The organism is Mesorhizobium sp. M0166, from assembly GCF_040322255.1.
Taxonomy (GTDB): domain Bacteria; phylum Pseudomonadota; class Alphaproteobacteria; order Rhizobiales; family Rhizobiaceae; genus Mesorhizobium.
This window is the reverse complement of record NZ_JAMYTD010000025.1, coordinates 1-20,706: the sequence shown is the minus strand read 5'-3', so window position 1 is coordinate 20,706 and position 20,706 is coordinate 1. Positions and strand designations below refer to the sequence as shown.

Annotated in this window: 24 protein-coding genes; 12 read left to right on the top strand and 12 right to left on the bottom strand. The window is 63.2% G+C overall.

All coding sequences use genetic code 11. The features are described from left to right. Positions 1-25 precede the first annotated feature (25 nt). The 3 genes from NKJ46_RS23565 (at position 26) to NKJ46_RS23555 (ending at position 1,966) form a co-directional block, all read left to right on the top strand. On the top strand, positions 26-691 hold the full coding sequence (locus tag NKJ46_RS23565) for a septation protein A (protein ID WP_352468104.1): 666 nt from the start codon (positions 26-28) through the stop codon (positions 689-691). 80 nt (positions 692-771) lie between these two features. Continuing rightward, complete coding sequence (locus tag NKJ46_RS23560) at positions 772-1,392, top strand: pyridoxamine 5'-phosphate oxidase family protein (RefSeq protein ID WP_352668025.1); 621 nt, start codon at positions 772-774, stop codon at positions 1,390-1,392. Between the two features lie 40 nt (positions 1,393-1,432). Beyond that, positions 1,433-1,966 (top strand): NADPH-dependent FMN reductase, encoded by a 534-nt coding sequence (locus tag NKJ46_RS23555; RefSeq protein ID WP_352668112.1) that lies wholly within the window; start codon positions 1,433-1,435, stop codon positions 1,964-1,966. Between the two features lie 274 nt (positions 1,967-2,240). Here NKJ46_RS23555 and NKJ46_RS23550 read toward each other — a convergent pair whose 3' ends face one another. Next, a complete protein-coding gene (locus NKJ46_RS23550; protein WP_352668024.1) occupies positions 2,241-2,450 on the bottom strand; it encodes a tautomerase family protein in 210 nt (69 codons plus the stop codon). 32 nt (positions 2,451-2,482) lie between these two features. Continuing rightward, on the bottom strand, positions 2,483-3,400 hold the full coding sequence (locus NKJ46_RS23545; RefSeq protein ID WP_352668023.1) for an SMP-30/gluconolactonase/LRE family protein: 918 nt from the start codon (positions 3,398-3,400) through the stop codon (positions 2,483-2,485). A 263-nt stretch (positions 3,401-3,663) separates the two neighbouring features. Here NKJ46_RS23545 and NKJ46_RS23540 point away from each other — a divergent pair, with 263 nt between their 5' ends. Then, positions 3,664-3,831, top strand: a complete 168-nt coding sequence (locus tag NKJ46_RS23540) for a hypothetical protein (protein WP_023721879.1) — start codon at positions 3,664-3,666, stop codon at positions 3,829-3,831. A gap of 239 nt (positions 3,832-4,070) precedes the next feature. Here the strand turns inward: NKJ46_RS23540 and NKJ46_RS23535 are convergent, their stop codons facing one another. From NKJ46_RS23535 to ccmA, 4 genes are all read right to left on the bottom strand, one after another. Then, positions 4,071-4,646 carry a DsbE family thiol:disulfide interchange protein gene (locus NKJ46_RS23535; protein WP_352668020.1) on the bottom strand — a complete coding sequence of 192 codons (576 nt, stop codon included), beginning with the start codon at positions 4,644-4,646 and terminating at the stop codon, positions 4,071-4,073. Next, entirely contained in the window at positions 4,643-4,810 is a 168-nt protein-coding gene (gene ccmD, locus NKJ46_RS23530) for a heme exporter protein CcmD (protein ID WP_352567342.1), read from the bottom strand. The genes NKJ46_RS23535 and ccmD overlap by 4 nt, the downstream gene beginning before the upstream one ends. Before the next feature lie 126 nt (positions 4,811-4,936). After that, complete coding sequence (ccmB, locus tag NKJ46_RS23525) at positions 4,937-5,602, bottom strand: heme exporter protein CcmB (RefSeq protein WP_352668019.1); 666 nt, start codon at positions 5,600-5,602, stop codon at positions 4,937-4,939. Between the two features lie 70 nt (positions 5,603-5,672). Further along, positions 5,673-6,281: a heme ABC exporter ATP-binding protein CcmA gene (gene ccmA / locus NKJ46_RS23520; RefSeq protein WP_352668017.1), complete on the bottom strand. Its 609-nt coding sequence runs from the start codon at positions 6,279-6,281 to the stop codon at positions 5,673-5,675. A gap of 282 nt (positions 6,282-6,563) precedes the next feature. Here ccmA and acnA point away from each other — a divergent pair, with 282 nt between their 5' ends. After that, complete coding sequence (gene acnA / locus NKJ46_RS23515; protein ID WP_352668016.1) at positions 6,564-9,254, top strand: aconitate hydratase AcnA; 2,691 nt, start codon at positions 6,564-6,566, stop codon at positions 9,252-9,254. A 66-nt stretch (positions 9,255-9,320) separates the two neighbouring features. Here the strand turns inward: acnA and NKJ46_RS23510 are convergent, their stop codons facing one another. After that, positions 9,321-9,983 carry a ceramidase domain-containing protein gene (locus NKJ46_RS23510; RefSeq protein ID WP_352668015.1) on the bottom strand — a complete coding sequence of 221 codons (663 nt, stop codon included), beginning with the start codon at positions 9,981-9,983 and terminating at the stop codon, positions 9,321-9,323. A 175-nt stretch (positions 9,984-10,158) separates the two neighbouring features. Between NKJ46_RS23510 and NKJ46_RS23505 the strand changes: the two genes are divergently transcribed. Beyond that, entirely contained in the window at positions 10,159-10,908 is a 750-nt protein-coding gene (locus NKJ46_RS23505; protein ID WP_352668013.1) for a DUF1223 domain-containing protein, read from the top strand. 478 nt (positions 10,909-11,386) lie between these two features. Beyond that, positions 11,387-11,773: a DUF2794 domain-containing protein gene (locus NKJ46_RS23500; RefSeq protein ID WP_352668011.1), complete on the top strand. Its 387-nt coding sequence runs from the start codon at positions 11,387-11,389 to the stop codon at positions 11,771-11,773. 4 nt (positions 11,774-11,777) lie between these two features. On the opposite strand, the gene NKJ46_RS23495 is transcribed toward NKJ46_RS23500, so the two are convergent. From NKJ46_RS23495 to NKJ46_RS23480, 4 genes are all read right to left on the bottom strand, one after another. After that, positions 11,778-12,347 (bottom strand): GNAT family N-acetyltransferase, encoded by a 570-nt coding sequence (locus NKJ46_RS23495; protein ID WP_352668009.1) that lies wholly within the window; start codon positions 12,345-12,347, stop codon positions 11,778-11,780. Positions 12,348-12,514: 167 nt separating this feature from the next. Then, positions 12,515-13,294, bottom strand: a complete 780-nt coding sequence (locus NKJ46_RS23490; protein WP_352668007.1) for a Bax inhibitor-1/YccA family protein — start codon at positions 13,292-13,294, stop codon at positions 12,515-12,517. A gap of 219 nt (positions 13,295-13,513) precedes the next feature. Then, positions 13,514-16,063 (bottom strand): ABC transporter permease, encoded by a 2,550-nt coding sequence (locus NKJ46_RS23485; RefSeq protein WP_352668005.1) that lies wholly within the window; start codon positions 16,061-16,063, stop codon positions 13,514-13,516. Then, complete coding sequence (locus NKJ46_RS23480; protein WP_352668002.1) at positions 16,063-16,773, bottom strand: ABC transporter ATP-binding protein; 711 nt, start codon at positions 16,771-16,773, stop codon at positions 16,063-16,065. The genes NKJ46_RS23485 and NKJ46_RS23480 overlap by 1 nt, the downstream gene beginning before the upstream one ends. A gap of 107 nt (positions 16,774-16,880) precedes the next feature. On the opposite strand from NKJ46_RS23480, the gene NKJ46_RS23475 reads away from it, so the two are divergent. From NKJ46_RS23475 to NKJ46_RS23460, 4 genes are all read left to right on the top strand, one after another. Then, positions 16,881-17,528, top strand: coding sequence for an arylesterase (locus NKJ46_RS23475; RefSeq protein WP_352668000.1), 648 nt, complete (start codon positions 16,881-16,883; stop codon positions 17,526-17,528). Positions 17,529-17,665: 137 nt separating this feature from the next. After that, entirely contained in the window at positions 17,666-18,262 is a 597-nt protein-coding gene (thpR, locus tag NKJ46_RS23470) for an RNA 2',3'-cyclic phosphodiesterase (protein WP_352667998.1), read from the top strand. Between the two features lie 6 nt (positions 18,263-18,268). After that, a complete protein-coding gene (locus NKJ46_RS23465; RefSeq protein WP_352667997.1) occupies positions 18,269-18,565 on the top strand; it encodes a 4a-hydroxytetrahydrobiopterin dehydratase in 297 nt (98 codons plus the stop codon). A gap of 92 nt (positions 18,566-18,657) precedes the next feature. Then, positions 18,658-19,020, top strand: coding sequence for a YkvA family protein (locus NKJ46_RS23460; RefSeq protein ID WP_031212728.1), 363 nt, complete (start codon positions 18,658-18,660; stop codon positions 19,018-19,020). Between the two features lie 46 nt (positions 19,021-19,066). On the opposite strand, the gene NKJ46_RS23455 is transcribed toward NKJ46_RS23460, so the two are convergent. Continuing rightward, positions 19,067-19,672: a methyltransferase family protein gene (locus tag NKJ46_RS23455; RefSeq protein ID WP_352667994.1), complete on the bottom strand. Its 606-nt coding sequence runs from the start codon at positions 19,670-19,672 to the stop codon at positions 19,067-19,069. Between the two features lie 362 nt (positions 19,673-20,034). On the opposite strand from NKJ46_RS23455, the gene NKJ46_RS23450 reads away from it, so the two are divergent. Further along, complete coding sequence (locus tag NKJ46_RS23450; protein WP_352667992.1) at positions 20,035-20,541, top strand: invasion associated locus B family protein; 507 nt, start codon at positions 20,035-20,037, stop codon at positions 20,539-20,541. The last annotated feature ends 165 nt before the right edge of the window (positions 20,542-20,706 follow it).

The window sequence follows — 20,706 nt, the reverse complement described above, 5'->3', positions numbered from 1 at the left end:
TTGGATCATGCGTAAGAAGGACCCTATGAACCCACCCATCCTCGAAGGCGACCCGTCCGATCCGCGACGCAAGGCGTTGAACCCGGGCTTGAAATTCCTGCTCGAACTCGGGCCTGGCTTGGTGTTCTTTTTCACCACCATCCGCGGCGCGTGGCTTGTCGGGAAGTTTCCGATCCTCGGCCATATCGGCGAGCCTATCCTGATTGCCACGGCGTTCTTCATGGTGGCGACGGCGCTATCGCTCAGCGTTTCGTGGATTTTGACGCGCAGCTGGCCGATCATGCCGTTGGTCTCGGCCATCGTGGTGTTTGTGTTTGGCGCGCTGGCGCTGTGGCTGCAGGACAAGACCTTCGCTTTCATGAAGCCGACAATTATCAACAGCCTGTTCGGCATCACGTTGCTTGGCGGGTTGGCGTTCGGCAGATCGCTGTTGGGCTATGTCTTTGATTCCGCCTTCAATCTCGATGCCGAAGGCTGGCGCAAGCTCACTTTCCGATGGGGGCTCTTCTTCCTTTTTCTGGCTGCGCTGAACGAGGTTGTGTGGCGCAACTTTTCTGAGGAAGCCTGGCTTTATTTCAAGGTCTGGGGCACGATTCCCATTACCCTTGTCTTCACGTTAAGCCAAATGCCGTTGATCCTGCGCCATTCGCTCGAGGACAAGGCCGGCAAGGAAGAGAAGGCCGGCAAATAGAGCAATTCCAGGAAAGTGTGTAGCGGTTCCGTCCGCAATTACGTCAGAACGTAATTACGTCAGAATAAGAGGAGAGGAGCATGGAATTCATCGCCACGCGCGACGAGTTGAGGACGATCTACAAGACGCCTCGTCCGACCGACGGCTCGATCCGCAAGGAGCTGAAGGCCCTGGATGGCCACTGCCGTTCCTTCATCGGCAAGAGCCCTTTCGTGCTGATCGGCTCGTCCGACGGCGCCGGCAATGCCGATGTGACGCCGAAGGGCGACAGGCCGGGCTTCGTAACAGTGCTCGACGAGAAGACCATCGCCATCCCCGACCGGCCCGGCAACAACCGGCTCGACACGCTGGAGAACATCCTTCTCAATCCCTCGATCGGGCTGCTCTTCCTCATTCCCGGCATGAACGAAACGCTGCGTGTCAATGGCGATGCCCGCATCACCGTCGATGCGGCATTGCGTGAGCGGCTGGCGGTCGACGGCAAGGCACCGCAAAGCGTCGTCGTGGTGACGGTTAAGGCTGCCTACATGCATTGCGCCAAGGCCTTCATGCGCTCCGAACTGTGGAAGCCGGAGAGCTGGTACGACCGCGCGACGCTGCCAACGCTCGGCCAGATCCTGCGCGACCAGTTGGCGCTCGCCGATTCGGCCGAGGCGACCGACCGCTGGCTGGACGAGGAATACAGGGAAACCATGTGGTAGCGTGCCCGGTAACGAATCGCCCAAGCCGGTCTCCATTCCTTTGCTCAACATCCTCGCCATCTCCGGCAGCCTGCGCGCCGCCTCGACCAATTCAGCCCTGCTCGCGGCACTCGCGCGAAACGCGCCGCCGGACTGTCACGTCGCCGTCTATGACGGGCTTGGCCGGCTGCCGATTTTCAACCCCGACGACGAAGGCGAGCGGACGCCGCCGCAAGCAGGGGCGCTGATCGACGTGGTCACCCGCGCTGACGGCGTCATCGTCTCCTGCCCGGAATATGCCCACGGTGTGCCAGGCGGCCTGAAGAACGCGCTCGACTGGCTGGTGTCGCGCGATGCAGCCGTCGACAAACCGGCCACGCTGGTGCATGCCTCGCCGCGCTCGCTGTTTGCCCGCGCCGCACTGGCCGAGATCATGCGGACAATGTCTTTTGCGCTCTATGAGGAGGCAGCGCTCGAAATAGCGCTGCTCGGCAAGAGACCGCCGGAGGTGGAGGATATCTTGTCGCAGCCGGCAAGTAGGCAGACAATGCGCGATGCCCTATCCGCCTTCGCGGAGTTCATCCGCTCGCGGTGAACGCCCTTTCGTCATCCTAGGGCGGAGCAAGGAGCGAAGCGACGCGGCGCAGACCCTAGGATCCATGCCGTGACATTCGTCGGAGATGCAGCGTTTCGGGAAGGCCGCCAGAGGCCTGACGTTGGACATTACACCGGCGCGCTGCACAACAGAATCGCACCGCTGTTCTACTGGTAGGTCACGGCATGGATCCCAGGGTCTGCGCGACGGAGCTTCGCTGCTGCTCCGCCCTGGGATGACGACGCTAGGGGCTGCGGCCCATCTGTGCCGTGAACTATCCCTTGCCCCTGCGCGTCTCGACGTCGGTCTCGCCGACGAACCAGTCGCGTGCAGCGACTTCCTCGAAGACCACCCAGACATCGTTGTTGGTCAGGCCGGTGACGCCGGTGATGGCCGCCGTCACCTGGGCGGCGATCGCGGCCTTTTTGGCGGCCGGGTCATCGGCAATCACCTCCTTGACCAGGCGGATATTCACGAATGGCATGGTTCCCTCCCTTGCATATGCTTGGCGGCCGCTCAGTAGGTTTTGGCGCCATTGACCATGAGCCGGACCATGTAGAGCGAGGTCGTGCCGGCGATGTAGAGGCAGTTCAACTTGTTGCCGCCGAACACGCAATTGGCGACGACTTCCGGTACCTTGACCTTGCCGATCAGCGTCCCGTCTGGATCGTAACAGTGGATGCCGTCGGCGGCGCTGGTCCAGATGCGGCCGTCCGCATCCAGCCTGAAACCGTCGAACAGGCCGGCGGTGCAGTCAGCAAAGACCTTTTCGCCTGAGACCTTCTTGCCGCCCTGGCCGACATTGAACACCCGGATGTGCGCCGGGTTCTGCGCACCATGCGTGCGGCCGGTATCGGCGACATAGAGCTTGCTCTCGTCGAGCGAGAAGGCGAGCCCGTTGGGCCTGACCATGTCGGTGATCACCGCCTCGGTCTCGCCGGTGCCGGGATCGACCCGGTAGACATGGCAGGCGCCGATCTCGCTTTCGGCCTTGTCGCCCTCGTAATCGGTATCGATGCCGTAGCTCGGATCGGTGAACCAGATCGACCCGTCGGACTTGACCACGGCGTCATTGGGCGAGTTCAGCCGCTTGCCGCGCCATTTGTCGGCGATGGTGACAACCGACCCGTCATGCTCGGTGCGGCTGACGCGGCGGCCGGAATGCTCGCAAGTGACCAGCCGGCCTTGCCGGTCGACGGTGTTGCCGTTGGAATTGCCGGACGGCTGACGGAACACGCTGACGCTGCCGTCGGTCTCGTCGTAACGCAGCATGCGATTGTTCGGGATGTCGGACCAGACCACATAGCGCCCGGCCGCAAACCAGGCGGGCCCTTCCGCCCATCGGCAGCCAGTAAACAGCCGGTCGACCTGTGCATTGCCGTTGAACAGCCGCGAAAAGCGCGGATCGAGAACTTCGTAGAATTCGCTGGCCATGGTTCCTCCCGGTAGCAATCGCTTGGCAAGGCGCGATCAAGCCAGCCTGCGATCGATATGGCAAGATCGATGATGCGTCAGAAGCATCATGGAAGCGAATGCTGGCGCGGACGGCAGGTCACATCCCGTTAACCGGCTATGCGCCCAGCGCAATGGTGCATTGCAACATCTTATTTTTGCAACGCACCATAACTATGTCATGCTTCGTATCGATCAAGGGAGGAACAACTGGCCGCGAAATGCGGCGCAAAAGGAAACTCGCTATGATCATCGACAGCCTCATGAGCCGCGCTCGCGCCAGCATCGCCAAGCGCCGGCATTACAACCGCCTCGTCGCCGAAATCGACAGCTTCAGCAGCCGCGACCTCGCTGACATGCGCGCCGACCGCTCAGAAATGCTCTACCAGGTCCACAAGCAGATCTACGGCTGAGCAGCATCACCTTCGTCATCCTAGGGCGTAGCGACGCAAAGCGGAGCGCAGACCCTAGGATCCATGCCGTGACTTTTGAGCACCCGCAACAGTGCAAAATCTATGTCCGGCATCACCTAGCGGGCGACTATTTTGCCCCGCTGCATTCGTTGGCTGATCTCACGGCATGGATTCTGGGGTCTGCGCCGCGTCGCTTCGCTCCTTGCTTCGCCCCAGGATGACGAAGCCTAGCGGACGCATCAGCCCGGCACGGCCAGCGCCTTTTCGATCTCCGGCAACAGCAGCGTCCGCGCCGAGTCCGGCGTCAGCGGCCCTACATGCTTGTAGGCGATCTTGCCATCCTTGCCGATGACGAAGGTCTCCGGCACGCCGTAGACACCCCAGTCGATCGCCGTGCGCCCGGCCTGGTCGACGCCGATCGCCTGGAATGGATTGCCGAGATCGCCAAGGAACCGACGGGCGTTTTCCGGCTGGTCCTTGTAGTTCAGCGCCGCCATAACGAAGCGCTTGTCCTGCGACAGCGCCAGCAGCACCGGATGCTCTTCGCGGCACGGCGCGCACCAGGACGCAAAGACGTTGACCAGCGTCACCTTGCCGGCGAACTGTCTTGAATCGAGGCCCGGTAAATTGGTGCCCTCGAGCGCCGGCAGGTTGGTCTGCGGCGCCGGCAGGCCGATCAGCGCCGACGGCACTTCCGAAACGTCGCGCCCGGACAAAAGCTGCGCCAGGAACAATCCCGCCAGCCCGAGAAAGACCAGCAGCGGCACGAGCACGATCAGGCGGCGGCGCGCCGGTGTTTGCGTTTCCGTGCTCATGATTTTGCTGCCTTATCGGAGCGCCGGCGCACGCCAGACGCCTCCAGCTCGGCGAGCTCTCGCTTGCGGCCGCGCTGGTCGAGCAGAATCCAGCCGATCAGCCCGCCCAGCACCACGGCCGTGATCGCATAGGCGGCGGTGACATAAAGCGCGTGTACGCTCATGCTTTTCGCTCCGCGGCGCTTTCCAACCGGTCCGTCTCGCCTTGTTCCGACATGTCCTCTCTTAACGCCGCGCCACCGGCTCCGCAATTGTTCGCCGCGCCGCAGGCATGAGCTGAAGCCAACACATCAATCCGTACCGTGCCGCAGCGCCAGCGCCGCCGCCACCGGCCCGAGCACGGCAAGGAACAAGGTCAGCGCGGCAAGAATGAGGAAGGGCTGCAGGAACGGATCGGGGTCCGCCACCGCGCCATAGCTTGCAGATACGCCGAAGATCAGCACGGGAATCGTCAGCGGCAGCACCAGCACAGAGATCAGCAGCCCGCCGCGCGGCAGCGCCACCGCCACCGCGGCACCGGCAGCACCGATGAAGGTGATCGCCGGCGTGCCGACCAGAAGCGTCAGCGCCGTGGCGCCGATGCCGGCCGGCTCCATGTTCATGAACAGGCCGAGCAGGGGAGCGGCTATGACCAGCGGCAGCACGCTTCCCGCCCAATGCGCCAGGCATTTCGTCAGCACGGTCAGGGCCAGCAGGTGCCGGTCGTTGCCAAGCACCAGAAGATCGAGCGAGCCGTCTTCCCGATCAGCCTGGAACAGCCGGTCGAGGCCGAGCAGGCAGGCCAGCAAGGCTGATATCCAGAGAATCGCTGGCCCGATGCGGGCCAGCAGCCTCAGGTCGGGACCGACGCCGAAGGGGATGGTCGCGATGACGGCGAGAAAGAAAATCACGCCGGTCAACGCCCCGCCGCCGGCGCGGATACTCAGGCGGATGTCGCGGAGGAAGAGCGACCACATTATGGTGCGGTCCCGATGCATGCGTGAAGGCCAAGCAAAGGATGGAGTTCCGTCGCGTAGAGCACCAACATCAAGCGGCCCCGCCCATCATCAGCCCTTGTGCCCCCTCGATCCCCAGCGGCAGATGCGTCGCCGCAACCACGATCCCCCCACTCTCGAGGTGCTTTCCCATCAATTCGCCGAATCTCTCCTCCGAAGCCTTGTCCAGTCCTGCCGTCGGCTCATCCAGCAGCCACAATGGCCGGTGGCTGACCAGCAGTTTTGCAATCGCCGCACGCCGGCGCTGGCCGGTCGAGAGATAGCCGAACGGCAGATGGCCGATGCTGCCCAGCCCGACGGTCTCCAGCGCCTCTTCAACACCCGCGGAACCGGCGCCCGAAAAATCGCGCCAGAAGCACAGGTTTTCCGTAACGCTCAGCGCCGTCTTCATCGCGTTGAGGTGGCCGAGATAGTGACAGGCCGAGGCGGCCGACGGAAAGTCCTCGCCACCACCTTCGAACCGCACACGGCCTGCCGCCACTGGCAACAGTCCGGCGATGATCCTGAGCAGCGTCGATTTGCCGGCGCCGTTCGGCCCGGAAACGACCAGCGCCTGACCAGCCCCCAGCGCGAATTCGATGCCGGAAAATACCGTCTCGCCGCCGCGTTCGCCGCCCAGATTTTCGGCGATCAGCCGCATCCGTTCCCCTTCGCCGAAAGTTCAGGTGCGGCTTCGGTGCGCCGCAGCAAAAATGGCGATTCCGTGTCTAGAACTATTCCAGAAAATTCTCTATATCCGCATCATCCGTGCCAGCGGTCGGCACGGGAACCGAATTTGCGCCGAACCAGCGCGCGTGCCGCCTTGAACGGCCCGGACGCTTGGGAACGGATAGCGGAAATGGCCGTACCCGCACCTTTGCGCGTGATTTGCATGCCCACTGGCGTCCGTTCCCTCCCGGCAACCGACAGTTAGGGATCGCACGTGTCCAAATCACTCGACAGCTTCAATTGCCGCCGCACGCTGACCGCCGGCGGCACCGAGTACATCTACTATGACCTTGTCGAGGCCGAAAAGAACGGCCTCACCGGCATTGCCCAATTGCCCTATTCGATGAAGGTGCTGCTGGAGAACCTGCTGCGCAACGAGGACGGCCGTTCCGTTACCAAGGAGAGCATCCAGGCGGTCGCCGGCTGGCTGACCGACCGGGGCACCGCCGGCGTCGAGATCGCCTATCGCCCGGCTCGCGTACTGATGCAGGATTTCACCGGCGTTCCGGCCGTGGTCGACCTTGCCGCCATGCGCGACGCCATGGCCTCGCTCGGCGGCGATCCGCAAAAGATCAATCCGCTGGTGCCGGTCGATCTGGTCATCGACCACTCGGTCATCGTCGACGAATTCGGCACGCCGCTGGCCTTCGCCCGCAATGTCGAGCTTGAATATGAGCGCAACGAGGAACGCTACAAATTCCTGAAATGGGGCCAGCAGGCGTTCCGTAATTTCCGCGTCGTGCCGCCCGGCACCGGTATCTGCCATCAGGTCAATCTCGAATATCTCGGCCAGGTGGTGTGGACCAACAGCGAAGACGGCGAAACCACCGCCTATCCCGACACCTGCGTCGGCACCGATTCGCACACCACCATGATCAACGGCCTCGGCGTGCTCGGCTGGGGCGTCGGCGGCATCGAGGCCGAGGCGGCGATGCTCGGCCAGCCGGTCTCCATGCTGTTGCCCGAAGTCATCGGCTTTCGCCTTACCGGCAGGCTGAGGGAAGGCGTCACCGCTACCGACCTGGTGCTCACAGTCACCCAGATGCTGCGCAAGAAGGGCGTCGTCGGCAAGTTCGTCGAATTCTTCGGGCCGGGCCTGTCCAACATGACGCTGGCCGACCGCGCCACCATCGGCAACATGGCCCCGGAATATGGCGCCACCTGCGGCTTCTTCCCGGTCGACAGCGAAACCATCCGCTATCTCACAATGTCCGGTCGCGACGAAAGCCGCATCGCCCTGGTCGAGGCTTATTCAAAGGCGCAAGGCTTGTGGCGCGATCCCGGCTCGGCCGATCCAGTCTTCACCGACCTGCTCGAGCTCGATCTCGGCAGTGTCGTGCCGTCGATGGCCGGCCCGAAGCGTCCGGAAGGCCGGGTCGCACTTGAAGACATTCCGGCCGGCTTCGCCAAGGCCATGGAGACCGAATACAAGAAGGCCGCCGAAATCGACAAGCGCTATGCCGTCGAGGGCACGGACTACGATCTTGGCCATGGCGATGTCGTCATCGCCGCAATCACCTCCTGCACCAACACCTCGAACCCGAGCGTGCTGATCGGCGCCGGGCTGTTGGCGCGTAACGCCAACCGGCTCGGCCTAAAGCAGAAGCCGTGGGTCAAGACCTCACTGGCGCCGGGCAGCCAGGTCGTCGCCGAATATCTCGAGAAATCCGGCCTGCAGAAGGAGCTCGACCAGATCGGCTTCAACCTGGTCGGCTTCGGCTGCACCACCTGCATCGGCAATTCCGGCCCGTTGCCGGGGCCGATCTCCAGGACCATCAACGACAAGGGCTTGATTGCTGCGGCAGTCTTGTCCGGCAACCGCAATTTCGAAGGCCGCGTCTCGCCCGACGTGCAGGCGAACTATCTCGCCTCGCCGCCGCTGGTCGTCGCCCACGCGTTGGCCGGGACCGTGACCAAGGATCTGACCACCGAGCCGCTCGGCGACGATCGCGACGGCAATCCGGTCTATCTCAAAGACATCTGGCCAAGTTCGGTCGAGATCCAGGAATTCATCGAGAAGAACGTCACGCGCGAATTGTTCGCCCGCAAATATGCCGACGTCTTCAAGGGCGACAAGTACTGGCAGAACGTCAAGGCGCCGGAAGGCCAGACCTATGCCTGGGACGACAATTCGACCTATGTGCAGAACCCACCCTATTTCGCCGGCATGAAGTCAGGCTTCGGCAAGATCGGCGATATCAAGGGCGCGCGTGTGCTCGGCCTGTTCGGCGACAAGATCACCACCGACCACATTTCGCCGGCCGGTTCGATCAAGGCGGCCTCGCCGGCCGGCAAGTATCTCACCGACCACGGCGTCGGCGTCGCCGATTTCAACCAGTACGGCACGCGCCGCGGCAACCACGAGGTCATGATGCGCGGCACCTTCGCCAATATCCGCATCCGCAACCATATGCTGGGCGAGAACGGCCGCGAGGGCGGCTACACCATCCATTACCCCTCGAAAGAAGAGGAATCGATCTACGACGCCGCGATGCGCTACAAGAAGGAAGGCGTGCCGCTGGTCATCTTCGCCGGCGTCGAATATGGCAACGGCTCGTCACGCGACTGGGCGGCCAAAGGTACGAATCTGCTCGGTGTCCGCGCCGTCATCGCCCAGTCCTTCGAGCGCATCCACCGCTCCAACCTGGTCGGCATGGGCGTGATCCCGTTCGTCTTCGAGGAAGGCACCTCATGGGCCTCGCTCAACCTCAAGGGCGACGAACTGGTCGAGATCGACGGACTGAGCAACATCAAGCCGCGGCAGAAGATGATCGCCAGGATCACCTACGGCGACGGCAGCGTCAAAGAAGTTCCGATCATCTGCCGCATCGATACGCTGGACGAGCTCGACTACTTCAAGAATGGCGGCATCCTGCAATACGTGCTGCGCGATCTGGCAGCATAGAGAGAGGGGAGTACGGGAGTAGGGCAGTAAGGGAGTAGTGAACGCTTCCCCTATTCCCCTATTCCCCTACCTTGGCTTTCCAAACCGCGCTGTCGCCGCCAGCAGCACGCCGAGCATCAGCCCGTTCAATATGTGCCACAGGAAATGCGTGCCGAGCGGAAAGCCGCCGCAGACCAGCGGATCGATCATCCTGCAGATGACCGACACGACGAAGATCGCCGAACCCGCTAGATTGTACCAGCCGGCGCGATTGCCGCTGGCCGCCACCCAGGCGCCGAAGAAGGCGAGCGCCAGAAACGGCGGCAGATAGCCGGTCGTCCCGTTCGACGCCTGGCGCAGCCAGTCGGGCACGGCGAAGGTAAGCAACCCGGCAACGGCATAGAAGGCGACGAAGATGGCGATCGCCTTGCCCCATTTCATGCCGAGAAAACGTCGCAGGTTGAACAGCGTGTAGGCCAGCGTGAACCCTGCAATCGGCAGCACGTCGGCCAGGACCATTGCCCTTGTGGCAAAGGTGTGGAACAGCGACGAGCCGACGCCGATCGCCACCACCCACCAGGCCAGCACTTCGGCGAAAGTGCCGGTACCGCGCTTGCGCACCTGCCAGACACCCCATAGTCCGGCGGCAAAGAAAGCCAGATTGCTCAGCGCATTGAGCGGTTCGGCCCAGAATTCCGGCCCCGTCCGTTCGCAATAAAGATCGACCGGCGCCAGGAGAGATTGCCACATGCTGATTGCCGCCCGAATCGCTTCCATGGTGAAGTGCAAGTCCACCTATTGCGCCCTTGCCAGCGGTTGCAACGGCAAAATTTCACCGCAACGTGACTTCCCGTTGACTGCCGCTTCTGCCACATATTTCGACAACCAGAACAAAGCCGGCGTCACCGGCGGGATCGGAACGGCCATGCCATCTCGAAGACCATTGCGGCTTGCGGCCCTTGCGCTGGCCCTCTCGGCGTTTGCCGGCAGGGCCCTTGCCGAGCCAGCCGATAAGCCATTAGGCGTCGTCGAGCTCTTCACCAGCCAGGGATGCAACTCCTGTCCGCCAGCCGACGAATTCTTCGCCGAGCTTGCCGCCAAGGAGGACATCGTCGCGCTCGCCTATCATGTCGATTATTGGGATTACCTCGGCTGGCAGGACACGCTGAGCCGCAAGGAAAATACCGAGCGGCAATACGAGTATATGCGCGCCTTCGGCAGTCGTTCCGTCTACACCCCGCAAGCCGTCATAAACGGCCGCAGCCATGTCAACGGCGCCAGCCGCAAGGAAGTCGACGGCGCGCTGGCCCGCATGGAGAGGGTCGGCGAAGGCATGCGGGTCGGCATCAAGGTCAGCCGGACCAGCGATCGCGTCATGATCGATGCCGGCGACGCCGTGACCGGCCCCGCCGACGCGCATGTCGTCATCGTCTATTTCAACCCGCCACAGACGATAAAGATCGGCAAGGGTGAAAACAGCGGCCGCAGCATGACCTATTGGAACGCCGTCTCCAGCATACAGACCGCCGGCATGTGGCACGGCAAGGCGCAGCGCTACGAACTGCCCATGAGCGAGATCGCCAAGAAGGGCGGCTGCGCCGTGCTGCTGCAGTCGGTCGGCAAGGACGGCATGCCCGGGCCGATCCTGGGCGCAGCCTTTATCCGCAAGCCTTAGATAGAGCGTTCTCCCTTCTCCCCTTGTTGTGGGAGAAGGGATAACCGCGCTCAAGCCTCCGACGACAGCCTATCTGGATCGCACCGCCGCGGCGGCCGGCCAATAAAAAACCGGCGTCAGCTTGCTTCTGACGCCGGTCATTTAGGTTTTGGGATCGTCGCACCCGATCTTTCCAAGGAAAAACCGAGGTTGGTTCGATCCGACGCAGACCCGTGGGCGGGGGGCTTGGGGTTTACGAGCCGGTGCCGGACCGAACCGTCTCAGGCAACACCGGTAAATTCGTCGGACATTGGGGCATGAGCACGGATAAAAAAAGGCAGGATTGTGGCGAAGCATCACCAATTCCAACAGGCGTTTCGCAAACGTGACTGGACGCTGGAGAAACCGCGCGGTGCTGGCCTTGCCCGGCCGGGCCTTGCAATTCGGTAACGAAAGCGCCAACTTTGGTCGGCGTACGATTCATTGCGAGGATCCAGGCATGACTGATCGCAGCAGCGGGACGGAGGATGGGGACGCATCCGCAATATTGATCCCGCTGCATGAGGCAAGACGCGAACGCCTCGACCAGCCGGTGCGGTTCGACCGGCGCGAACTGGACCAGATCCTCAGGCTTTACGGCCGTATGGTTGCCGCCAATGAGTGGCGCGACTATGCCATCGACCATCTCGCCGACCGCGCCATTTTTTCCGTCTTCCGCCGCACCAGCGAAGTGCCGCTTTTCCAGATCGTCAAGGATCCGAAGCTGGCGCGCCGGCAAGGCGCGTTCGCCGTCATCGCCGCCGGCGGACGCATCCTCAAGCGTGGCCAGGAACTCGGCCGGGTGCTTGGCGTGTTCGACCGAACGCTGAAGCTGGTCGAGGCGTAACCCTTTATTTTTGCTGGCGGAACTTCCGCTCGGGCAGCGATTGCGGATCGGGCGGGATCGATGCCCCGCCATTGATCGGCAACTGCATGAACACCGTGTCGAGCCAACGCCCGTGCTTGTAGCCGGAGCCTTCCAGGCGGCCGGAATGGCGGAAGCCGAGCTTCTCGTGCAACCGTACCGAGGCGCTGTCGGGTCTGCCGTCGCCGATCACCGCGATGATCTGGCGAAAGCCCGCCGCCTTGGCCGCCTCGATCAGCCCTTGCATCAGTAGCAGCCCGACGCCTTGCCCTTTGGCCGCGGGCGCGACATAGACGGAATCCTCAACGACGAAGCGGTAGGCCGGGCGTGGCCGGAACGCTCCGGCATAGGCATAGCCGAGCACGCCGCTGGCCTTTTCCGCAACGAGATAGGGAAAGCCGCCCGCCATCAGGTTGTCGAATCGCGCGCCCATCTCGATGCGGCTTGGTGGCTCGAGTTCATAGCTCGCCGTGCCATTCGTCACCGCGTCGGCATAGATTTCCGTGATCCGGTCGAGATCGGCCGACGTCGCGGCCCGTAACGTGATGCTGCTCATATTTTATGCAAGTCGTTCATCTGCCTTATATCAAAGCAAAAGCCGGCACAAAAGAAAAGGGCGGCTGTTGGGCCGCCCTTTCCAAACTCGCTGGTCCAGTCAGACCATGATCCCGAAAAGTCGAAACCGGTTCTCGGAAAAGACCATGGTCGGCAAAGAACGCCGTACTAGCGACGGTCGCCCATGAACTGCAGCAGGAACATGAACAGGTTGATGAAATCGAGATAGAGCCTCAATGCGCCCATGATCGCCTTGCGGCCGGCGACATCAGTCTCGTCACCCTCGAAGTACATCTCCTTGATGTTCTGCGTGTCGTAGGCGGTAAGGCCTGCGAAGATCAGCACGCCGATCGCCGAAACGGCGAAGGAAAGCGCCGACGATTGCAGGAAGACGTTGATCACCATCGCGATGATCAGGCCGACCAGGCCCATGACCAGGAACGAACCGAACGCCGAGAGATCGCGCTTGGTCGTGTAGCCGTAGAGCGACAGCCCGCCAAAGGCGGCGGCGGTGGCGAAGAAGGTCTGCGAGATACTGGCGGTGGTGTAGACCAGGAAGATCGACGACAGCGACAGGCCGACGAGGCCGGCGTAGACCCAGAACGTCGTCTGCGCGGCCGAAACGGTCATCGACTGGACGCGGAACGACAGGAACATCACCGCTGCCAGCGGGGCAAAGATCACCAGCCATTTCAGCGGCGAGCCGAAGATCGCGTAGCCGAACGAGGTCAGCATCTCGCCGCTTGGCAACGTCGCGACCGCCGAGGCGGGATCGCTGGTGGTGGCCAGCATGATTGTGCCGACCGCGGCAAGGCCGGTGATGAGGAGGCCAAGCCCCATCAGATTGTAGACCTTGATCATGTAGGCGCGCAGGCCCTGGTCGATGGCAGCATCGACGCCGGCGCCGGGCACGGCGCGCGTCTGATAATTGCGAACGGGATCAGCCATGGAAATCCTCATATTGCTTCTGCCCCGTCCGGTGTCAGGTCCTTTTGAACCCAGGCGCCGCTGGCGGGGCTCCAGCATGCCTGCGCCGAAATATGATGGTTCTTGGCGTAAAGGACAAGACCGTAACCAGGCGTAATGCTCCGTGAAGTGCCGGAGATACGGTTTTATTGGACTTCCCGCCCGGAACATTAACGAGATTTAATCAAAACCGGCTCTGGTTCAAAGATTCCGCAGCACCGGCGCCGCCTTATGGCCCAGCACCCGCCACGTGCCGGCAAGGCCGATACCGACCGTGACCATCAGTGAAAAGCCGATGGTCGCCACCGCCACCTCGGGCATGAAGTGGGATGGCAGCGTCATGATGCGCGTGACGACGAACCACGCCGCCACACCGCCCGCTGCCAGCGCGAACATCGCAGTGGCAAGGCCGATCAGCATGTATTCCAGTGAAAAGGCGGCGATCAGTGTTCTCCTGGTCGCTCCCAGGGTCTTCAGCACCACCGCGTCGTGAATGCGGGCCCGGTTGCCGGCGGCGAGCGCCCCGGCCAGCACCAGCACCGAGGCGATCAACGCCACGCCCGCTGCTGCCCTGATTGCCGTGCCGAGCTGCGCCACCAGCCGGTTGACGATGTCGAGCGCGTCCTTGACCCTGACCGTCGTCACCGCGGGAAAGGCACGCGTGACGGCATTGAGAAGATGCGCATCGTCGGCCGCCGATGCGTTCGTCTCGGTCAGCGTCGCCAACCAGCCATGCGGCGCACCGGCGAATGTGTTGGGCGAGAACACCATGACGAAATTGATACCCATGGTTTCCCATTCGACTTGGCGGAAATTGGCGATCTTCGCCGTGATGTTGCGGCCGAGCACGTTGACGGTGATGGTGTCGCCGAGCTTCAGCCCGATCTCTTTGCCTTCCTCGGCGGAAAACGAGACCAGCGGCGCGCCGGAATAATTCTCCGGCCACCAACTGCCCTCGGTCAGCGTCGCATTCTCCGGCAGCTTTGCGTCATAGGTCAGGCCACGGTCGCCGCGCAGCACCCAGGCGCCTTCGGCCGGAACCTTGACCTTGTCGACATCGACGCCGTTGAGCGCCATCACCCGGCCGCGCAGCATCGGCACCTTGATCAGCGTGCCCTGCGGCGCCTCTTTGCCGACCAGCGCGGAGAAGGCATCGACGTCGCCGCTCTGGATATCGACGAAGAAGAAGTTCGGCGCCCGTTCCGGCAGGCTGCCGGAAATCTGCCGCCTGAGATTGCCGTCGATCAGCGCCAACGTGACCAGGAGCGTCAGCCCGAGACCCAGCGACAGAACCACCGATGGCGTCAAGGCGCCTGGCCGATGGATGTTGCCGATCGCGAGCCTGAGCGCGGTCGAGCGCACGCGCGGGCTTTTCTTCGCCGCCCACTGCACCAGCGTGCCGACGACACGCAGCACCAGGAACGAAAAGATCGTGCCGCCGACGAAGATCGAGGCAATACGGCGGTCGCCGGAAAACAGGATCGCCAGCACCGCGAGTAGCAGCGCGATGGCCATTGCCGCGGCGATATAGAGCGGGCGGGGAAAACCGCGGCCCTCGAAACCCATTTCGCGAAACAGCGCCGTTGCCGGCACGTCGCGGGCACGGCCGAGCGGCAGCAAGGCGAAAGCCAGCGTCACCAGCAGTCCGAACAGCGCCGCCATGCCGAGCGCGCCGGGGTAGAACCCGCCTTCCGCCGGTACCGGAATGACCGACTGCAGTGCCGCGCTGGCCGCGAACGGCATCAGCGCGCCAAGCACAAGGCCCAACGTGATGCCGAGGGCTGCGATCATCAGGATCTGCACCAGGTAGACGGCAAAGACGAACCCGCCCGAAGCTCCCAGGCTCTTGAAGGTGGCGATGACGCCGCGCTTGCCGTCGAGATAGGCCCGCACCGCATTGGCCACGCCGACGCCGCCGACCACCAGCGCCGTCAACCCGACCAGCGTCAGGAATTGCGAGAACCGCTCGATATTCGAGGACAGCGCCGGCGCTGCGTTGCTGCGTGTGCGGATCGACCAACCGGCCTGCGGGAACTGGTTTCCCGCCCGCTCCTGGATCGCCTTGATCTGTGCCTCAGTGGTGCCACCGGGCAGGCGGACCTTATAGGCGTTCTCGACCAGGCTGCCCGGCTGGATCAGGCCGGAAGCGGCAAGCCCGTCGGTCGACACCATCAGCCGCGGCGCAAAACCGAAGCCATCCGACACCGCATCCGGCTCATTGACCAGCCTCGCACGCAGCTCGAACGTCGCGCTGCCGAGCTTCAGCCGGTCGCCGATGCCAAGGTTTAGCCGCTCGAACAAGAGATCCGGGGCGGCGGCGCCGAAGACGCCGGATTTTTCGCCGAACAGATCCTCTCGCGACAGCACCGGCTCGGTCTCCAGCGCGCCATAGAGCGGATAGGCGCCGTCGACCGCCTTGGCCTCGACCAGCGCCTGGTCGGAGCCGTCCTCGAGCCTCGCCATCGAGCGCATGTTGGCACTGTGCGAAACCGTGCCAAGCCGGTCGAGGAAGCTGCGTTCGGCTCTGGTAAGATCGCGCTGGTTGAGCTGGAAGCGGAGATCGCCGCCGAGCAGCGTCTGGCCCTGATCGGCAACACCGGCGGAAATCGCTTGCGCCACCGAATTGACGCCGCCGATTGCCGCGACGCCGAGCGCGATGCAGGCAAGGAAGATCAGGAAGCCGGACAGCCCGCCACGCATTTCTCGCAGCGAAAACCGAAAGGCGAGCCTCAGCGTTTGCGACAGCGGCATCAGGCGGTCACCTTGCCGGCCCTGGTGGCCGGCTCAGGCGCGACCTCGATCAGCCCCGACCGCATCGACACCTGGCGCGAGCAGCGCGCCGCAAGCACTGGGTCATGCGTGACCAGCACCAGCGTCATGCCGCGTTCGGCCGCCTTGGCAAACAGCAGGTCGGCGACGTGCCGCCCCGTCGCCTGGTCGAGATTGCCGGTCGGCTCGTCGGCGATCAGGATGCGCGGCGACGGCGCCAGCGCCCGGGCGATCGCCACGCGCTGCTGCTCGCCGCCAGACAATTCGCCGGGGTAATGGGTGACGCGATCGCTGAGACCGACCGCCGCCAGCTCGCGCGCCGCCACGCCGAAGGGATCGACATGGCCGGCAAGCTCCAGCGGGACGGCGACGTTTTCCAGCGCCGTCATATTCGGGATGAGATGGAAAGACTGGAATACGATGCCGATGTTTCGCCCCCGAAACGATGCGATCTGGTCTTCACTTTTGCCGTTGAGCAGCTCGCCGGCAACTCGGACCGTGCCCGAATCGACCCTTTCAAGCCCCGCCAAAACCATCAGCAATGTCGACTTTCCCGAACCTGAAGGCCCAACGATGCCTGTCGCTTCGCCGCCCGTCACATCGAGGCTGACGCCCTTCAGCACATGAACCGAGGAGGCACCTTCGCCGAGCGTCAGCGATACGTCTTTCAGCGAAATGACGGCTTCTTCCAAAATCAAATCGTCCTATATGGGAGATGAAGGCTAGAGCATCCGATGCTCGACAAAGACGAAAACCTGCCTTCGCCAACAGATGTTCCTGGTCATATGGGGCCTGCCGCATGGCTTTCAAACACACCTTTGCCGCAGCCTTCGCCCTTTTCCTCGCCATTTGCGGCGGCGCCATTTCATCGGCGCGCGCCGAACCCTTCACCATTGTCGGTTTCGGCGACAGCTTGATGGCGGGTTATGGCCTCGGGCCAGGTCAGGGCTTCACCGAAAAGCTGCAGGCGGCGCTGCGCGCCAAGGGCTACGATGTCACGGTCGCCAATGCCGGCGTCTCCGGCGATACGACGAGCGGCGGCCTGTCGCGGCTCGACTGGTCGGTACCGGACGGCACGCAACTGGTCATCCTGGAGCTCGGCGCCAACGACATGCTGCGCGGCGTTTCGCCCGCCATAGCGGAAAAAAACCTGGACGCGATGCTGGCAAAACTGAAGCAGCGCAAGATCGCGGTGTTGCTTGCCGGAATGCGCGCGGCGCCCAATCTCGGTGCCGACTACCAGAACGCCTTCGACGCAATCTTTCCGCGATTGGCTGAAAAATACGGCGTGCCGCTCTATCCTTTCTTTCTCGAGGGCGTAGCCGGCCAATCCGTCCTGCAGCTCGAGGACGGCCTTCATCCAAGTGCCCGAGGCGTCGACCGCATCGTCGAGGGTATCCTGCCCAGTGTGGAGAAGACCATTGCAACGGTGCGGGGTAATTCCTGAAGGCGAGGGTTCGCCGCCGCACCACATTCCGCTGGGGAAGCTTTTAGGCAGCCCTGCGACCAACAAACCGCTTGCCCCGTTCGAATATCGATGATTCGCTAGGGGCAAGAGTTCGATTCGAGGACAGGAGGCTTCCCATGCCGCGTCTTTTTACCGCCCTCGAAATGCCGCGTGATGCCGCTCTTTCGCTGTCCCTGCTCAGGGGCGGCCTGCCCGGAGCCCGCTGGATTGACGTCGAAAACTATCATCTGACGCTGCGCTTCATCGGCGATGTCGAGGGCCATGTCGCCGACGAGATCGCCAACGCGCTCGACCGTGTTCACCGCGCCTCCTTCCCGCTGACGCTGTCCGGCGTCGGCGCCTTCGGCCAGAAGAAGCCGCATGCGGTGTGGGCCGGGGTCGCCGCTTCGCCCGATCTTTCCGCGTTGCAGGCCGAGATCGAGCGCATCTGCCAGCGGCTCGGCATCCCGGCCGACCCGCGCAAGTTCATGCCGCATGTGACGCTGGCCCGCCTGCGCAATTCGAACCCGCTCGATGTCGCCCAGTATCTGTCGGCGCGCGGCAATTTTTCGACGCTGCCGTTCCGGGTCGGCCGCTTCGTGCTGATGTCGTCGCGCGACTCGGTCGGCGGCGGGCCTTACGTCGTCGAGGAGGCCTGGCCGCTTTCAGGTGCCGACAATCGCGTCGCCAGCCGTTTGGTCGGCGCCGCCGACGCTTCGCGGATCATGCGGTAGGCGGATATGGCCAGGGAGAAACTAGCAAAAGAGGCGATCCGCGCCGAACTTGCCGGCCTCGAAGGCTGGTCGCTGGCCAAGGATGGCGGCTCGATCACCCGCACCTTCACCTTCAAGAATTTCTCCGAAGCCTTTGCCTTCATGACCCGCGTCGCCCTGGCGGCGGAGAAGATGGACCACCACCCCGACTGGTCGAACGTCTACAAGACCGTAAACGTGACCCTCAACACGCACGACGCTGGCGGCCTGACGGCGCTGGATTTCGAGCTGGCCAGGAAGATGAACCGCTATTTCGGCGGCTGAGACTATCTGCACCTTGCAGCGAGGTTCGGCTTTCACCACATTTTGTCTCGCGGTCATGCGTGAAGTCACGCGACGGCCGCAAGGAGAGGTTGATGGCGCAAAAATCCGGTTTTGATTTCTTCGGCCTCGGCAGCAAGCCGGGCAATGAGAGCGAAGTGCGCGAAAAGTTCTGGCGTACGGCGAAGAAAGCCGCCCGGCAGATCCCGTTCATGGAAGAGGTGGTCGCCGCCTATTACTGCGCCATGGACAAGAAGACGCCGCTGCGCGCCAAGGGCACCTTGCTGGCTGCGCTCGGCTATTTCGTGCTGCCGACGGACGTCATCCCCGATTTCATCCTTGGACTAGGCTTCACCGACGACATCGCCGTGCTGACCGCCGCGATTACCGCCGTCAGCGCCCACATCACGCCGGCGCACCGGCTCGCCGCCAGGCAGGCCATCGCCGACAAGAGCTGAGCCGGTGCGGCGCAAAAAAATCGCGCGAGAACCGACTTTCCGGCCGTCAAACCCACCGCCGCACCCGCGCCTTGTAGGCGCGATAGGCATCTCCGAACTTCCGCTCGAGATAGCGCTCTTCCGGCGCGATGACGCCGGCATTGATCACCCACAGCAGGGGGATGACGAGCGCGATAGCCCAAAGACTTCCGGCCGCGACGCCGAGGCCCAGATAGATGAGGGTCGTTCCCAGATAGAACGGGTTTCTGGTCCGCCGATAGATCCCGTCGACGACCAGCGAGGTCGTTGGCAAGGTCGGTGGTATGTTGGTTCCAGCTGCCTGAAAGCGGCCCGCCGCCATAAAGATGAGCACGAAGCCGCACACCGCGAGCACGGCGCCGGCCAGATAGCGGGCGAGCGCCTGCCCGGCCTTGACCGGGAGGGGAACGAGCACCTCGAGCACGGTTGCCGCCACCAGGAAGCCGAGGAAGATCAAAGGCGGCAGCGCAATGACCCCGGGCACGTCGGGCGCGCCCGACGTGCCCGCCGCCTCCCCGCCATCGGAGGGCACCGGGCCACCGGCCGCCACGCGGACGGCGACACGAATGCCGAACACGATCGCCAGGACGACTGTGCCGCCCGCCAGGATAAGCCCTGTCTCGGAAATGGCCATGGCCAAATCTCCCGTAAGCCGCCAAGGAGGGCACCCTGGCCGAGTGCCGTGGCGGCGAACGCAGACATGGTAGCGCCTGCAGGGAAATTCGTCACGTACCTCAGAAAAGCGAGAACCGCTGCAGGACCTAGCTGCTTGAAAAGTCAAACTCTTGCCGTTTTCGTGGCCTCCAAGTCGCGGCAGGGACATTGCGCCAGCCGCTTTTTTCGAGCGGCAGCGCGAAGACGGCGGCGGTTTCCTGGCGTGAACATCCTTTTCTCAGGGGAAATTCACCGTTTGGTAACCCAGATTAAATCAAAATGAAGCGACGGGCAGGACGCCGAGCCGGCCTGCCGCCGCACCAGTGGAATACGGGAAAAGCGATGCGCGGATTGATTGCTATAGTTTCCAGCCTGGCCCTGGTGGCCTTGACGGCGCCCGCGCTGGCGCAGTCGGCAACCAAGATCGGCCAGCACAATGCCTGGGGCACCTACAGTTATCAGGCGTCGGGCGGCGGCAAGGTCTGCTATGTCCTGACGGTGCCAACCGACAAGCAGCCGCCGACGCTCGATCACGGCGACATGTTCTTCTTCGTCAGCCAGCGGCCAGGGCAGCAAGTGTCCTACGAGCCGCAATTCATCGCCGGCTATACCTTCCAGGAAGGTTCCAAGGCCACCGTCACCATCGACAGGAAGTCTTTTTCGATGTTCACGCGTGGCAAGTCGGCCTGGGTCGAGAACGCCGCCGAGGAGCCGGTGCTGATCGCCGCGATGAAGACCGGCACCGACATGAAGGTGTCGGCCAAGTCCGGCCGCGGCAACACCACCACCTACGTCTTCTCGCTGAAGGGCATCTCGGCTGCGCTGGCCTCGATCGCCAAGTGCAAGTAGCTTAGAGTCGGAAGACCGACCTTTTAGGCGTTGACGCCGCCCCTCATTGCCCTGCCGGGCATTTCTCCCCGTATGGTGACCTATCGCATTCACACATCTGGGTTGCGCTTTGCGGCGAAGCTCGATTCTATTTCGGCCGGAAAAGCCGAAGGAGGGTTGAATGAC